We start from the raw sequence: 13,568 nt of genomic DNA, 5'->3' as shown, positions 1-13,568 counted from the left end.
CGGTCAACCCTGCGATGATGCTGCGGGTAGACAGGTCTCATGGCGGATCAGGTCTGCGAATTCCTCGCGCGAGCGTATCAGGTGCACCTCATCGCCATCCACCATAATTTCCGCCGCGCGAGGGCGGCTGTTGTAGTTTGAACTCATGGTGAAACCATAGGCGCCGGCGCCAAACATTGCCAGCACATCGCCGGGGCTGAGCGACAGCACTCTGGATTTGCCGAGAAAATCGCCGGTTTCACAGACCGGCCCCACGACATCCCACTGCGCCTGTTGTCCTTCGCCGTTTTGCTCAACACGCTGAATGTCCATCCAGGCCTGATAGAGCGCCGGCCGTATCATGTCATTCATCGCCGCGTCCACCAGTGCGAAGTGGTGGTCCGGTGTGGATTTCAGGTATTCCACCTGCATCAGCAGCAGGCCAGCGTTGGCAGCGATTGACCGACCCGGTTCAAACAGCAATTGCAGCTTCCGATCTCCGAGTACCTCGCGTATCGCGCCGATATACTGCGCGATGGAGGGCGGTTCTTCGTCGGCATACTGTACGCCGAGTCCGCCGCCCAGGTCGAGGTGATGGATCTCTATGCCCTGCTCGGCGAGTGAGTCCAGCAGCGCCAGCAGGCGGTGCAGGGCGTCGATAAAGGGGCTGATCTCGGTGAGTTGCGAGCCGATATGGCAATCCAGTCCCACGATGTTGACAGCCTCGAGCTGCGCCGCGCGCTGATACAGCTGCATCGCTTCAGCAATAGTGAGGCCAAACTTGTTTTCGCGCAGGCCGGTTGAGATATAGGGGTGGGTTTTGGCGTCCACGTCGGGGTTCACCCGTACCGATATCGGCGCCACGCGGCCGAGTTCAGCGGCGACCCTGTTCAGCACCTCCAGTTCCCCGGCGGATTCCAGATTGAAACAGTGGATACCCAGTTCCAGCGCGCGTGCCATTTCTGCGGGCTTTTTGCTGACACCGGAGAATACGATATTGGCCGGGTCGCCACCGGCGGCGATAACGCGCTCCAGCTCACCACCTGAGACGATGTCAAAACCGGCGCCCAGACGCGCCAGCACATCGAGTACCGCGAGGTTGGAGTTGGCTTTCACGGCGTAGCAGATCAGGTGCTCGGTACCCTGCAGGGCCTGCTGATACGCCAGAAAGGCGGTTTCCAGAGCCGACCGGGAATACACATAGCACGGCGTGCCGTGAGTCGCGGCAATTGCGCTGACGGCGACATTTTCGGCAAACAGGCTGCCCTGTCGGTAGGTGAATGCTGTCATTGGTCTGTCTCGTTTCAGGGCGCTTTGCGCGGCTGTTCAGTGCTGCTGTCTTTGTCAGGCGCAGGCTCGGCAGCAGCGGGCGGCACCGGAGGGGTCTCTTCCGGGGGCATATACAGTGGCCCCGTCTGGCCACATCCGGCGAGGATGACAAACGCGATCGAGAGCAACAGCTTTGAAATGTAATAATTCATGAGTAAATTCCGGGCAATGGAGTACAAATTATACTGCCCGCTAGTAAGCAGTGCGAACAGCCCTTATCATTGAATTGTGCACACTTTGCTGAAATCCCCTGGTGATGATCAAATCAATGATGACCGAATCAGAGTTCAATGAGTTGACCGAGCAGGCCTTCGCCGCGCTGGAAATGGCGCTGGATGAGGTCGACGCTGATATTGACTATGAAGCCTCCGGTGGCGTGCTCACCGTCATTTTCGAAAATACCACGCGCCTGGTGTTCAGCCGTCAGCCACCGACACGGCAGCTATGGTTGGCGGCGCGCGCTGGTGGTTTTCACTTTGCATTCGACGAAGCGGCCGACGACTGGCGCGATACGCGTACTGGAAACCTGTTCAAGCCCTTTGTGGTGCAACAGATGCAGGAACAGGGAGGGGTTGATTTTGCCTGGTTATAAAGTACTGCGTTGCGTGTCGCACAAGTACACGAAGCGCTTGGGTTTGGGGTGTGCGGCGGTTCTGGGCGCATGGCCCGCGATCGCCAGTGAACCCCTGTATGTAAAAAACCTGAGCCCGGTGGCCGGGTTGTTCGGTCTGCCCTCGCAACGAGACGCTGCGACCACGGGGCAGGGCGAATGGGAGGTGGCCCTGCACGGCAGTATCGCCAACCACTATGTCAATGAAAGCCACTCCACAGAATACCTGAATTTTGATGGTGAGACGGGGCGTGTGGCACTGGAATTGCGCTACGGCATCGCCCGGGATTGGGATGTACAGCTGGAAGTCCCCTGGCTGGATCAAAGTGGCGGCGACCTCGACCACCTGATCGACGATTGGCACGATTTCTGGGGCATGTCCGATGGCGGGCGCTCAAATGTGCCGCGCGATGTGCTGGATTATCGCTATACCTCGACCAGGGGCGGTTTTTCGCTGCAGGACGATACTTCCGGTATCGGTGACGTCAGCGTGGCAGTGAACTACGCGGTCTATCGCGATGAGAACTCCACCGTCAGTGCGGCGCTGGGCTACAAATTCGGCACTGGTGACGATGACGATTTTCTCGGCAGTGGTGCGGATGACGCCTATGTCGCACTGCGTTTTTCCGGTGAGCAGTTATCAGACCTGCCCCTTAGTTGGCACGGGCAGGTGGGGTATTTGCGTGCGGGGGACAGCGATGTACTGGAAGGGCTACAGGAGAAAAACCTGTGGTTTGCCGGGTTGACCATGGACTGGCGCTTTGCCAGGGATTGGTCGTTGATTGCCCAGGTGGACAGTCATGCCGCGCCAATGGACAGCTCGCTCACCGGCGTGGGGGATGACGCTGTCATGGGTACGCTGGGCACACGTTGGTATTTTGCGCCCAACTGGTCGGTGGATATCAGTATCATCGAGGATATACGCGTTGAGACTGCCCCCGACGTGACCTTTCAGGCCAGCGTGCGCTACCGCTCCAATGCGGGCAGCTAAGGTGAGCTGGGCGTAACCCGGCCCTCAGTGCTGGCGCGCCGCCAGCCGTTCACGGGCGCGCTGCGCCGCCGCCATCACCTGCGCTGGCGCGGTCCCGCCCAGATGGTCCCGCGCTGCTACAGAACCCTCAAGCGTCAGTACCTCGAAGACATCCTCGGTGATCTCCGCGCAGAAGCCCTGCAAGGTGGCCAGGCTCATTTCCGCCAGATCCTGGCCGTTCGCAACCCCGTGCGCTACTGCCTTGCCGACCACCTCATGGGCGTCGCGAAAAGGCAGGCCCCGCCCAACCAGGTAATCCGCCAGGTCGGTGGCAGTGGAAAAGCCGCGCAGTGCCGCCTCGCGCATGGCGTCCGCTTTGGGCTTGATCGCCGGTACCATATCGGCAAAGGCGCGCAGGCAGTCAGACACCGTATCGATGGTATCGAACAGCGGTTCCTTGTCTTCCTGGTTGTCCTTGTTGTAGGCCAGTGGCTGGCTCTTCATCAGTGTCAGCAGCGAGATGAGATGGCCGTTTACCCGACCTACTTTGCCGCGCACCAGTTCGGGAACATCCGGATTCTTTTTCTGCGGCATGATGGATGAGCCGGTGCAAAAACGGTCGGGCAGTTCGATAAAATTGAACTGAGCCGATGTCCACAGCACCAGTTCTTCGGACATGCGCGATAAATGTGTCAACAGCAGTGCGGCAATCGAACAAAATTCGATAGCAAAATCCCGGTCGGACACAGAATCCAGCGAGTTTTCCGTCGGTTTTTCAAAGCCCAGCGCCGCCGCAGTGTGCGCGCGATCAATCGGGTAGGTGGTGCCGGCCAGTGCAGCAGCCCCCAGCGGTGATTGGTTGAGGCGCGCACGACAATCCATCAGGCGCCCGTAGTCGCGCTCCAGCATTTCATTCCAGGCCAGCAGGTGGTGGCCAAACACCACCGGCTGCGCCGTCTGCAAGTGAGTGAACCCCGGCATGATAGTGGTGGCGTTGTCCGCCGCCAGGCCAATAGTGCCCTGCTGCAGCCGGCTCAGCTCACCGGCAATGCCGTCAATGGCCGCGCGCAGATAAAGCCGAATATCTGTTGCCACCTGGTCGTTGCGGGAGCGCCCGGTATGCAGTTTTTTCCCGGTGCTGCCGATCAGCTGCGTCAGGCGCGCTTCGATGTTCATATGCACATCTTCCAGCTCAATCGACCACTCGAAGCTGCCTTCATTGATCTCCTGTTGTACCTGGGCGAGACCGCCCTCAATCTCATTGAGCTCTTCCTCGCTCAGTACCCCGACACTGCGCAACATGCGCGCGTGCGCCAGTGACCCGGTGATATCCTCCGCGGCCATGCGCTGATCGAACGCCACCGATGCAGTGAAACGCTGAACGAAGGCGTCTGTGGCTTCAGTAAAGCGGCCGCCCCAGAGCTTGCTGGTGTCTTTTTCTTTGGTCATGGTCCTGTGAGTTCCGTGGTAGAGCGCAATTTTGCGCAATGGTCGAGCGTCAAGCCGCGCAGTATACCAGTTCATTGCTTGCTTCGTTTCGGGTTTTGTCCGCCGCCCACGCCCTTTCGACGGTTCCTGTTTGCTGCATAAATATGCTCGATAGCCGCATTTTTTTAGCGCCAAGATTGGAGTAGACGGAGAGCCAGAGAGATAGCACCGGGGGTGGGACCGTGTGGCGACAGGTTGGTCTGCCTATGTTCTTGGGGATTTCACCAAAATTATTAGAGCTTGGTACTGTGTGTGCGTTTGAAGCCTCCTCAGGTGGAGTCAGGCTTACACGCGGGGGGTGCTGGACTGTGCGAGGCAGGACGCCGAGCTCAAGCCCCCATGGAGGGGTTCACGGCGTGTCCAGCACCCCCCGCGTGTAAGCCTGACGGCTTCAGTGGAAACCCCCCAATTACGCCCCCCCAAAGAAACCTCAATAGTCGCTGATAGCACGCCCGACTGGTATCATTGCCGCAAGAAATAAGGAAAACCATACATGCCCCGCAAACTGACAATCGCCACCCGCGAGAGCCCTCTTGCCCTGTGGCAAGCCGAATTTGTCCGTGACGCATTGCAAGCGGCACATCCCGGCCTCGATGTGCAGCTATTAGGTATGACATCGCGCGGCGATCAGCTGCTGGATTCGCCCCTGTCGAAGCTCGGTGGCAAGGGCTTGTTCGTTAAGGAGCTGGAGCAGGCACTGCTGGATGGCAGTGCCGATATCGCAGTGCATTCCATGAAGGATGTGCCCATGGAATTCCCGCCCGGGCTGGGTCTGGGGGTGATCTGTGAGCGCGAGGACCCCTCCGACGCCTTCGTTAGCAACAGGTTTTCATCGCTGGATACGCTGCCCGCCGGCAGTATCGTCGGCACATCCAGCCTGCGCCGCGAATGCCAGTTGCGTGAGCGCCGCCCCGACCTGATCGTCAATTTTCTGCGGGGGAACGTCAACAGCAGGCTGCGTAAACTCAATGCGGGTGAATATGACGCCATCATCCTGGCCACAGCGGGACTGATGCGGCTGGGCTTTGACCAGCGTATCACCCAGCGTATGGCTGTCGCCGACTCACTACCGGCGGGTGGGCAGGGGGCTGTGGGGATAGAATTGCGCAGTGAGGATACTGACGTGCTGGCGCTGCTGGAGCCGCTGCACCACAGCGCCACGGCGGCACGGGTAACCGCAGAGCGGGCGATGAATCGCCGCCTGGAGGGTGGGTGCCAGGTGCCTATCGCATGTTATGCAGAACTGTCGGATGATGGCGAGCAGCTGTCTCTGCGCGGTCTGGTGGGCCGCCCCGACGGCACCCGGATACTGCGCGCCGCGGCAATCGCGCCCGTCACAGAGGCCGAGCAACTGGGTGTGGGTGTGGCCGAGGAATTACTGCAGCAGGGTGCGGCGGATATTCTGGCAGAGGTCTATGGCCGATAGAGATGCCAACACAGTGCGCAGCGTACTGGTGACACGCCCGCAGGGAGACGCCGCAAATACGCTGTGCGCCGCAGTGGAGGCGGCCGGTTACCGGGCATACAGCCAACCCCTGATCGAATTGAGCGCCCTGGCGCAGCTTCCCCCGGCCCAACGCCATATGGTGCTGGATTTGGACCAGTACCAGCACATTATCTTCATCAGTGCCAATGCGGTGCGCTTCGGGATGGAAGTGGTGACAGATCACTGGCCACAACTGCCCGTGGGCGTTAACTGGTACGCGGTTGGCGCAGCCACTGCCCGGGGCCTGGAGGCCTTTGATATTCATGCAGTCACACCGGGCAGCGATATGAGCAGTGAAGGGTTGCTGGCGCTGCCCTATTTGCGCAATGTCGAAGGCCAGCGAGTGTTGATCGTCAAGGGTGAGGGTGGTCGACATACACTGCGTACGGAGTTATTGCACCGCGGAGCGTTGGTCGATGAGCTGGCCTGTTACCGCCGCGGCCTGCCCGATTTGCCGCAGGGTTACCTGGCCGGGCGCCTGGAGCAGTGGGAAATTGATGTCATTTTAGTGAGCAGTGGAGAGGGTTTGGCGAATTTGTTGCTATTGCTTAGCCCGGCGGAAACCACTAAGTTAAAAGCCGTCGGTCTGGTTGTACCGTCAGAACGCGTTGCGCTGATGGCCCGGGAAGCCGGTTTCGGTCAGGTTGTGACGGCGGAGAATGCCTCGGACGCAGCCATGCTGTGCGCCCTGCAGGAATGGCGACCCAGTTCTGGAGAATAAAAAAGTGAGTGAATCCGAATCTAAAAATCTGGCGCAGCCTGAGGAGAAATCAGAAACCGTGGCATTTGCAGACGAATTGAGTGGCCAGCCCACGAAAAAATCGGGCGGCTTGTCCGCAGTTATCGCGTGGCTGGCATTGCTGCTGGTGATTGTGCTGGCAGGCGCTGCGGCATGGGTGCTGCGCGAGGGTCAGGCCCGAGAGGTGGCGATGGCGGATCGCCTGACCGCGCTGGAGGCCGCCACCGGGCAGAAGCAGGCCGATCTTGATGCGCTGACCAGTCGCTGGAATCAGCAATTGAAATCCGGTGTGGATGGTGTGAAGACAGAGCTGGATACGCAGCTCACCAAGCTGACCCGCGAGCAGCAATCCCTGCAGACGCAACTGGCAGCACAGCAGAAGGAACTGGCGCGCTTCAGTGTCAGCGATCGGGAGAGCTGGCTGTTGGCGGAAACAGGTCACCTGTTGCGCCTGGCGAATCAGCGGCTGGTGATGGCCGGTGACCCGGTGGCAGCCCTGGCACTGCTCAATGGCGCCGATTCGGTGCTGCGTGATCTCAACGATCCCAGCTTGCACTCTGTGCGCGCGGCTGTCGCCGCTGAAATAGCAGCGCTGCGGGCGATGCCGAAAGTGGATGTCGAGGGCATCTACCTGCGTCTGGCTGCGCTGATAGAGCAGGCCGATAAACTGGTGATATTCCAGTTCAATGAACGCGAAGCGGAGCCTCGGCAGGAGGCCGCTGGCGATTGGCGCGAACGCCTTTATCACGGTTACGAAGCGGCGCTGTCGAAGCTGTCGGATTACATCGTTATTCGCCGGCGGGATGAACCGATGCAGGCGCTGATGGATCCCCAGTGGGAGGGGCTGGTGCGCCAGAACCTGCGGATGTTGCTGGAGCAGGCACAGATCGCCCTGCTGTCGGCCAACCAGGCGTTGTACGAGGCCAGCCTGAAGCAGGCGCAGCAGTGGTTGCTGCACTTTAAGGACGCAGACCCGTCCGCCGCAAAAGCGATTGATACGCAAATCAGGCAGCTCCAGGCCCTGACTATCCAAGCGCCTCAGCCCGATATTTCCCGCTCACTGCAGGCGCTCGAAGCGGCTATCGAGAAGCGTGCACAGAGCGGAGGCGAGCAGTAGCCATGCGTAAATTATTCGCCATCGCACTTGTCGCGCTGCTACTGGGTGTGGGCATTGTCGCCATTATCAAGACTGACCCCGGCTATGTATTGATGGCCTACGGCAATTACACGCTGGAGGCCAGCCTGTGGATCGGTTTGTTGTTGATTCTGGCGTTGGTCGTGCTGATATTTCTGACGTTGCGCCTGGTATATCAGCTTTTCAGCGGACAGCGCAGCCTGATGTCCTGGTTGGGTGCGCGCAAAATCAATAAAGCGCAACGCCTCAGCACCCGCGGCATGATCAGTTTTATCGAGGGCAACTGGGGGCTAGCGCGGCGTCAGTTGATACAGGGCGCCAAGCACAGTGAGGCGCCGTTGCAGAACTATTTGCTGGCGGCCCGCGCCAGTGCGCAACTGGAGGACACTGACAAGGTCCACGAATATTTGCGCAGCGCCGGCGAAACTGAGCCCGCCGCTGCGATGGCGGTAGAGATATCGCTGGCCGAGATGAAGTTACAGGCCGGTGAGTACGGTCAGGCCATCGCCGCGCTGGAGAAAGCCACAGCTAACCCCGGCCGACATCCCTATGTGCTCGGCCTGCTGTGTCGGGCGTATCAGGGGCTGGGGGATTGGAAACAGTTGCTGGTATTATTGCCGCAGCTACAGAAACACAATGTACTCACAAGTGCAGACTTGCAACAGTTGGAACAGCAGGTCTACCGCCAGGCTCTGGAAAATAGCAGTGCTAATCTGGAGCAGTTGCAGGGCATCTGGAAAAAGATGCCAAAACACCTGCAGGGCAATGAGGAAATTGTCGCAGTGTATGTGCGCGCATTGATTGCACTGTCGGACCACAGCGCGGCGGAGAAGGCTATTCTGAAGGTACTGAAGTATGAGTGGCAGGTACCGCTGGTGAGACTCTACGCTTATGTGCAGGGTGATTCCGCCAAACAGCTCACCAAGGCGGAATCCTGGCTGGAAGCACACGCGGATGACCCGCAACTGCTGCTCTGCGTGGGGCGACTGTCGGCGCGCGATGAGTTGTGGGGCAAGGCGCGCGATTATTTTGAGCGCGCCTACCGTCTCCAGAAGAGCGGCGAAGTCTGCGCGGAGTTGGGGCGGCTGCTCGACGCGCTCGGAGAGCCTACGGTAGCAGCTGCATATTACCGCGAGGGGTTGCTGCAGGATGAGGGTGATTTACCGGTGCTGCCCAAGCCCGATAAGTTTGTCCATGATTCGCGGGTGGTGGCTACCCTGTAACAGGTCAGTGCGGACACTCGTAAACTAGAGCGTGATGCCGAGTTCGTCCCAGAGCTCATCGACACGCTGTTTAACAGCTTCGTCCATTACAATAGGATGTCCCCATTGCCGGGTAGTCTCGCTCGGCCATTTGCTGGTGGCATCGAAACCCACTTTGGAGCCTAGCCCGGATACGGGGGAGGCGAAGTCCAGGTAGTCGATCGGTGTGTTGTCGATAAACACCGAGTCGCGCTGTGGATCCATACGTGTGGTCATCGCCCAGATTACGTCTTTCCAGTCCCGCGCGTTCACATCCTCGTCGGTGACAATCACAAACTTGGTGTACATGAACTGCCGCAGGAAGGACCATACGCCTAACATGATGCGTTTGGCGTGCCCCGGATATTCCTTGCGCATGGTCACCACTGCCAGACGGTAAGAGCAGCCCTCCGGTGGCAGGTAGAAATCGACGATTTCTGGAAACTGCTTCTGCAGTATCGGTATAAAGACTTCATTCAGGGCCATGCCCAGTATCGCCGGCTCGTCGGGTGGACGCCCGGTGTAGGTGCTGTGATAAATCGGAGATTCGCGGTGTGTAATTGCCTCCACCGTGAACACCGGAAAGCGCTCGACTTCATTGTAGTAGCCGGTGTGGTCACCGAACGGGCCTTCGTCGGCCATTTCGCCGGGTTCCAGATAGCCTTCGAGTATGTATTCGGCAGAGGCGGGCACCTGCAACCCATGTTCGCGGCACGCGGCTGTAAAGCACTCGCCGACCTCCGTTTTGCTGCCTCGCAACAGTCCGGCAAAGGCGTACTCGGAGATGGCATCGGGAATGGGGGTCACCGCTGCCAGTGTGGTGGCAGGGTCAGCGCCGAGCGCCACTACTACCGGGTAGCGCTTGCCGGGATGTTGTCGTTGCCACTCCCTGAAATCCAGCGCTCCACCGCGGTGCGACAGCCAGCGCATAATCAATTTATTGCGACCCAACAACTGCAGGCGGTAGATACCCAGGTTCTGCCGCTCCTTGCCGGGCCCGCGGGTGATAACCAGCGGCCAGGTGACCAGTGGCCCGGCGTCGCCCGGCCAACAGGTCTGAATGGGCAGCTCATTGAGATCGACATCCTCCCCCTGCTTGGCGTGATACTGGCAGGGAGGGTTGCGCACCACTTTGGGTGCCATGTTTAACACCTTCTTCAGCAGGGGAGCCTTGTCCCAGATATCGCGCATGCCCTTGGGTGGATCCGGCTGCCTGAGGTACGCCAGTATCTCGCCGATTTCGCGCAGTGCACAAAGGTCCTGTGCGCCCATGCCGAGTGCTACGCGCAGCTCTGTACCGAACAGGTTGGCCAGTACCGGGGTGTTGTAGCCTTTGGGGTTTTCAAACAACAGCGCGGGGCCGCCGGCACGGAGCGTGCGGTCGGCTATTTCTGTCATCTCAAGATGGGGGTCGACCTCGGTTTGAATGCGCACCAGTTCGCCGCGTTTTTCCAGCGCGGCGATAAAGTCTCTAAGGTCGGTGTATTTCACGATGCTGTCTATCCGTCAGGGTTTAACGGTCGAGCCTACACTGTGTTCGGCGCGCCTGACTGTTCCAGGCGCTATTTGCGCTTCATCGATTTGAAGAATTCTTCGTTGGTTTTTGTGTCCTTGAGCTTATCTGACAAAAACTCGATGGCTGGGGTATCTTCCATCCCGTGCAGCAATTTGCGCAGAATCCACATGCGCTGCAATTCATCCTCGGCAGTCAGCAATTCCTCGCGGCGGGTACCGGAGCGACGAATATTAATCGCCGGGTAGATACGTTTCTCGGCGATTTTGCGATCGAGGTGTAATTCCAGGTTACCAGTGCCCTTGAACTCTTCGTAAATCACCTCGTCCATTTTCGAACCGGTGTCGATCAGGGCGGTGGCGATGATGGACAGGCTGCCGCCTTCCTCGATATTTCGCGCTGCGCCAAAAAAGCGCTTGGGGCGCTCCAGTGCGTGGGCGTCAACACCACCGGTCAGCACCTTGCCGGAGCTGGGAATGACGGTGTTATAGGCGCGCGCCAGACGGGTGATGGAGTCGAGCAGGATCACCACGTCCTTTTTGTGTTCCACCAGTCGTTTCGCCTTTTCGATCACCATGTCGGCAACCTGTACATGGCGTGAGGGTGGCTCATCGAACGTGGAGGCCACCACCTCGGCGCCGCGAATACCCACTGAGCGCTGCATTTCTGTCACTTCCTCCGGGCGCTCATCGATCAGCAGTACGATGATGTAGCACTCGGGGTTGTTGGTGATGATCGCCTGGGCGATGTTCTGCATCATGATGGTTTTGCCGGCCTTGGGCGGTGCCACCAGCAAGCCGCGCTGGCCTTTTCCGATGGGGGATACCAAATCGATAATACGGCCGGTCAAATCCTCAGTGCTGCCATTGCCTGTTTCCAGTGTCAGGCGCTCGTCTGGAAACAATGGGGTGAGGTTTTCGAAAAGAATTTTGTGCTTGGAGTTTTCCGGTCGGTCGAGGTTGACCTTGTCTATCTTCAACAGTGCAAAGTAGCGCTCACTGTCTTTCGGTGGCCGAATCTTCCCGGAGATGGTGTCACCTGTGCGCAGATTAAACCGGCGAATCTGGCTCGGAGAAACATAGATGTCGTCGGGACCTGCCAGATATGAGCTGTCGGCTGAGCGCAGGAAACCGAAGCCGTCCTGCAAAATTTCCAACACTCCGTCGCCGTAGATGTCCTCGCCGCTTTTTGCGTGGTGTTTGAGCACCGCAAAAATAATATCCTGCTTGCGTGAGCGGGCCATGTTGTCCAGGCCCATCTCTTTGGCGATATCAATGATTTCTTGGGTAGATTTGGTCTTGAGGTCAGTTAGATTCATATGAAAGACAATGGTGTAGTGTAATTAGGGGGAGGAATCGGATGTAACCGAACGCTGATTGGCGATGCCAACAAATATTAGCTTTAACGTGGGTTGCAGAGTTTTTTTATGACACAGGAATGTGCGACGGTTTGGAATGTAGCACGGCCCGTTAGGACCGTCTACAGATTTTTTAGAGAATAAGCGAGTTGCTTCCGGCCTGCTCCAGCGCTCAAAAGCGGGCTCGCTTGTCCGTTAGATGACTTCCTGAATGAAATCGGTGAGCTGGGTTTTGGACAGTGCACCTACTTTGGTCGCTTCTGCATTGCCGCCCTTGAACATGATCAGCGTCGGAATGCCACGGATACCAAATTTTTGTGGGATTTCAGGATTGGCGTCCACATCGACCTTGCATATTTTCAGCTTACCTTCGTAGTCGGCGGCTAATTCGTCGAGTACGGGCGCTATCATTTTGCACGGGCCGCACCATTCTGCCCAGAAATCTACCAGTACGGGGCCATCGGCATTTAATACTTCTGCGTCAAAGGTAGCATCGCTGACGTGGACGATCTGATCGCTCATGTTGTTCTCCGGTTGTTCTGCGGTAATTGTTTCCGCGTGGTTTGAAGGGGAGCCATAATACCACCGGATAAATTGGGTACAACTACGCTGCTAGAGTATTTTGGCATGCTGATATGTCCAATCGCTATTAGCGTTGTACCTGAACAGCCGCAAATCTCGTGTGTTAACAAGAGCGCGAGGGGGTATTTCAAAGCGGGTGCCGGCTATGAAGGACAACCCCGGTCTTGGTAAGATATCGGGCACTATGAATGTAGTGTACAGGGAGAAAATAGATGATGAAGATTGCCGTAGTGCTGGCAGGGTGTGGTGTATACGATGGTGCAGAAGTCAACGAGGCGGTGCTCGCACTGCTGTGCCTCGAGCAGCAGGGCGCAAGTTATGAGATCTTCGCACCGGATATCCCGCAGATGCACGTGATCAACCATCTCACCGGAGAGCCGGCAGAGGGGGAGTCCCGCAATGTGTTGGTGGAGGCGGCGCGTATCGCGCGCGGCAATATTCAGGACATCAAACAGGCCAGTGTGGAGAATTTTGACGCGCTGCTGGTGCCGGGAGGATTCGGCGCGGCCAAGAACCTGAGTAACTTTGCCGTGGCGGGGCCCGGGATGGAGGTGCAGCCGGATTTCCTGCAGCTGGCGCAGGCGTTTCATCAGGCCGGTAAGCCGATTGGTTTAATCTGTATTTCCCCCGTGATGGCGGCAGCCATCTGTGGGGAGGGCGCGCGTTGCACGATTGGCAGCGATGCAGAGACAGCGGCGGCGATCACTGCAATGGGTGGCGAGCACCTCGAATGCCCGGTCTCTGAGGCGCGCGTGGACAAGGAGCGAAAACTGGTCACGACGCCCGCCTATATGCTGGCGGGTCGGGTTTCAGAGGCATACGCGGGTATCAGTGCCTGCGTGAAAGAGGTGCTGGCGCTGGTCTGAGGCCGTGGACGAGGCGTGGCACGTCTATATTCTCAAGTGTGCTGACGGCTCTCTGTACACCGGTGTCGCCAGGAATTTACAGCGCCGCCTGCGCCAACATAACGGTGCGTTGGTGGGCGGCCCGCGCTATACGCGCGGTCGTCGTCCGGTAGAATTGCTGTGGTCAGTGACAGAGCCTGATCGCAGTGCAGCCCAGCGTCGCGAGGCATCGATTAAAAAACTCAGTCGCGAGGAGAAACTGCGCCTGTTGCAGATCTGAAGCCCGAACGGTTT

The 13,568-nt window shown here is 58.4% G+C and carries 14 protein-coding genes; 8 read left to right on the top strand and 6 right to left on the bottom strand.

The window, feature by feature from the left end:
• Positions 1-3: 3 nt before the first annotated feature.
• Together lysA and lptM are read right to left on the bottom strand one after the other, a co-directional pair.
• The gene (gene lysA / locus AC0L6S_RS14595; RefSeq protein ID WP_473424788.1) at positions 4-1,269 is read right to left on the bottom strand and encodes a diaminopimelate decarboxylase; all 1,266 of its coding nucleotides are present in this window, start codon (positions 1,267-1,269) and stop codon (positions 4-6) included.
• A gap of 14 nt (positions 1,270-1,283) precedes the next feature.
• Positions 1,284-1,460: an LPS translocon maturation chaperone LptM gene (lptM, locus tag AC0L6S_RS14590; protein ID WP_473424787.1), complete on the bottom strand. Its 177-nt coding sequence runs from the start codon at positions 1,458-1,460 to the stop codon at positions 1,284-1,286.
• A 116-nt stretch (positions 1,461-1,576) separates the two neighbouring features.
• Here lptM and cyaY point away from each other — a divergent pair, with 116 nt between their 5' ends.
• On the top strand, positions 1,577-1,900 hold the full coding sequence (cyaY, locus tag AC0L6S_RS14585) for an iron donor protein CyaY (RefSeq protein WP_473424785.1): 324 nt from the start codon (positions 1,577-1,579) through the stop codon (positions 1,898-1,900).
• Positions 1,887-2,909, top strand: a complete 1,023-nt coding sequence (locus AC0L6S_RS14580; protein ID WP_473424783.1) for a DUF3187 family protein — start codon at positions 1,887-1,889, stop codon at positions 2,907-2,909. The genes cyaY and AC0L6S_RS14580 overlap by 14 nt, the downstream gene beginning before the upstream one ends.
• Before the next feature lie 24 nt (positions 2,910-2,933).
• Here the strand turns inward: AC0L6S_RS14580 and argH are convergent, their stop codons facing one another.
• The gene (gene argH, locus AC0L6S_RS14575; RefSeq protein WP_473424781.1) at positions 2,934-4,337 is read right to left on the bottom strand and encodes an argininosuccinate lyase; all 1,404 of its coding nucleotides are present in this window, start codon (positions 4,335-4,337) and stop codon (positions 2,934-2,936) included.
• A gap of 532 nt (positions 4,338-4,869) precedes the next feature.
• Here argH and hemC point away from each other — a divergent pair.
• Genes hemC through AC0L6S_RS14555 form a run of 4 tightly spaced genes read left to right on the top strand, consistent with a single transcriptional unit; the run spans position 4,870 to position 8,959 of the window.
• On the top strand, positions 4,870-5,802 hold the full coding sequence (gene hemC / locus AC0L6S_RS14570) for a hydroxymethylbilane synthase (protein ID WP_473424780.1): 933 nt from the start codon (positions 4,870-4,872) through the stop codon (positions 5,800-5,802).
• Positions 5,792-6,583, top strand: coding sequence for a uroporphyrinogen-III synthase (locus AC0L6S_RS14565; RefSeq protein WP_473424778.1), 792 nt, complete (start codon positions 5,792-5,794; stop codon positions 6,581-6,583). Before hemC ends, AC0L6S_RS14565 begins: the two co-directional genes overlap by 11 nt.
• Before the next feature lie 4 nt (positions 6,584-6,587).
• Positions 6,588-7,718 carry a uroporphyrinogen-III C-methyltransferase gene (locus AC0L6S_RS14560; RefSeq protein WP_473424776.1) on the top strand — a complete coding sequence of 377 codons (1,131 nt, stop codon included), beginning with the start codon at positions 6,588-6,590 and terminating at the stop codon, positions 7,716-7,718.
• A gap of 2 nt (positions 7,719-7,720) precedes the next feature.
• Positions 7,721-8,959: a heme biosynthesis HemY N-terminal domain-containing protein gene (locus AC0L6S_RS14555; RefSeq protein ID WP_473424774.1), complete on the top strand. Its 1,239-nt coding sequence runs from the start codon at positions 7,721-7,723 to the stop codon at positions 8,957-8,959.
• Positions 8,960-8,983: 24 nt separating this feature from the next.
• On the opposite strand, the gene ubiD is transcribed toward AC0L6S_RS14555, so the two are convergent.
• The 3 genes from ubiD to trxA form a co-directional block, all read right to left on the bottom strand.
• Complete coding sequence (gene ubiD, locus AC0L6S_RS14550; protein WP_473424772.1) at positions 8,984-10,468, bottom strand: 4-hydroxy-3-polyprenylbenzoate decarboxylase; 1,485 nt, start codon at positions 10,466-10,468, stop codon at positions 8,984-8,986.
• 71 nt (positions 10,469-10,539) lie between these two features.
• Positions 10,540-11,808 (bottom strand): transcription termination factor Rho, encoded by a 1,269-nt coding sequence (gene rho / locus AC0L6S_RS14545; protein WP_473424771.1) that lies wholly within the window; start codon positions 11,806-11,808, stop codon positions 10,540-10,542.
• A gap of 234 nt (positions 11,809-12,042) precedes the next feature.
• Positions 12,043-12,369 (bottom strand): thioredoxin TrxA, encoded by a 327-nt coding sequence (gene trxA, locus AC0L6S_RS14540; protein WP_159171970.1) that lies wholly within the window; start codon positions 12,367-12,369, stop codon positions 12,043-12,045.
• A gap of 272 nt (positions 12,370-12,641) precedes the next feature.
• Here trxA and elbB point away from each other — a divergent pair, with 272 nt between their 5' ends.
• Together elbB and AC0L6S_RS14530 are read left to right on the top strand one after the other, a co-directional pair.
• Positions 12,642-13,295, top strand: a complete 654-nt coding sequence (elbB, locus tag AC0L6S_RS14535) for an isoprenoid biosynthesis glyoxalase ElbB (protein ID WP_473424768.1) — start codon at positions 12,642-12,644, stop codon at positions 13,293-13,295.
• 4 nt (positions 13,296-13,299) lie between these two features.
• Positions 13,300-13,554, top strand: coding sequence for a GIY-YIG nuclease family protein (locus tag AC0L6S_RS14530; protein WP_473424765.1), 255 nt, complete (start codon positions 13,300-13,302; stop codon positions 13,552-13,554).
• The last annotated feature ends 14 nt before the right edge of the window (positions 13,555-13,568 follow it).

Source organism: Halioglobus sp. D3-4, assembly GCF_055809315.1.
This window is presented reverse-complemented; position numbering and strand designations above follow the sequence as displayed.